2 rRNA genes are annotated in these 623 nt (G+C 50.2%); both read right to left on the reverse strand.

What is annotated here, in order from left to right:
- Positions 1-244: 244 nt before the first annotated feature.
- A 5S ribosomal RNA gene (gene rrf, locus AC1DWB_RS36910) occupies positions 245-361 on the reverse strand.
- Between the two features lie 169 nt (positions 362-530).
- Positions 531-623: ribosomal RNA gene (locus tag AC1DWB_RS36915) — 23S ribosomal RNA — on the reverse strand; the annotation flags it as partial.

A 623-nucleotide genomic window follows, 5' to 3' on the forward strand; every position in this document is an offset into this window, starting at 1 on the left:
GGTTACTACTTATTGTAGCAGTTTCGACGCCGCTTTATACGTCACCTCTCTGAAAGGTACTTAACCCTGAAGAAGAAAATGTGAACCATCATTGGTCATAAACAGCCTATGCGAAGGGCGCGTGGACGCACAAAAAAGAGCTGTCCTCTATAGACAGCCCTTCGAATATTTCGCGGGTAAACCAAAAACAAGATGCTGCTTACGGTCCGTATGTACCGTGAACAACATCTTGTTTGAATTGCGCGCTTGGCAACGTCCTACTCTCCCAGGACCCTGCGGTCCAAGTACCATCGGCGCTGGAGGGCTTAACGGTCGTGTTCGGGATGGGAACGCGTGGTTCCCCTCCGCCATCGTCACCAAACAACTTTCCCCACAAAGTGAAGCCAAGCTCTGACGCTTATGCCGATTACTTTGCGTGGGCCCCAGAAAACCTCAAGGGCTAAAACACAGGAAATATTATTCCCTGAAAACTAGATGCGAAAGCGGTAACGAGCCGCATTGTATAACTGGTCACTCCGGGTAAGAGTGAATAGGATAAGCCCTCGACCGATTAGTATTCGTCAGCTCCACACATTACTGCGCGTCCACCCCGAACCTATCAACCTCGTCGTCTACAAGGGGTC

This window comes from Paenibacillus sp. P4_E11, assembly GCF_056401635.1.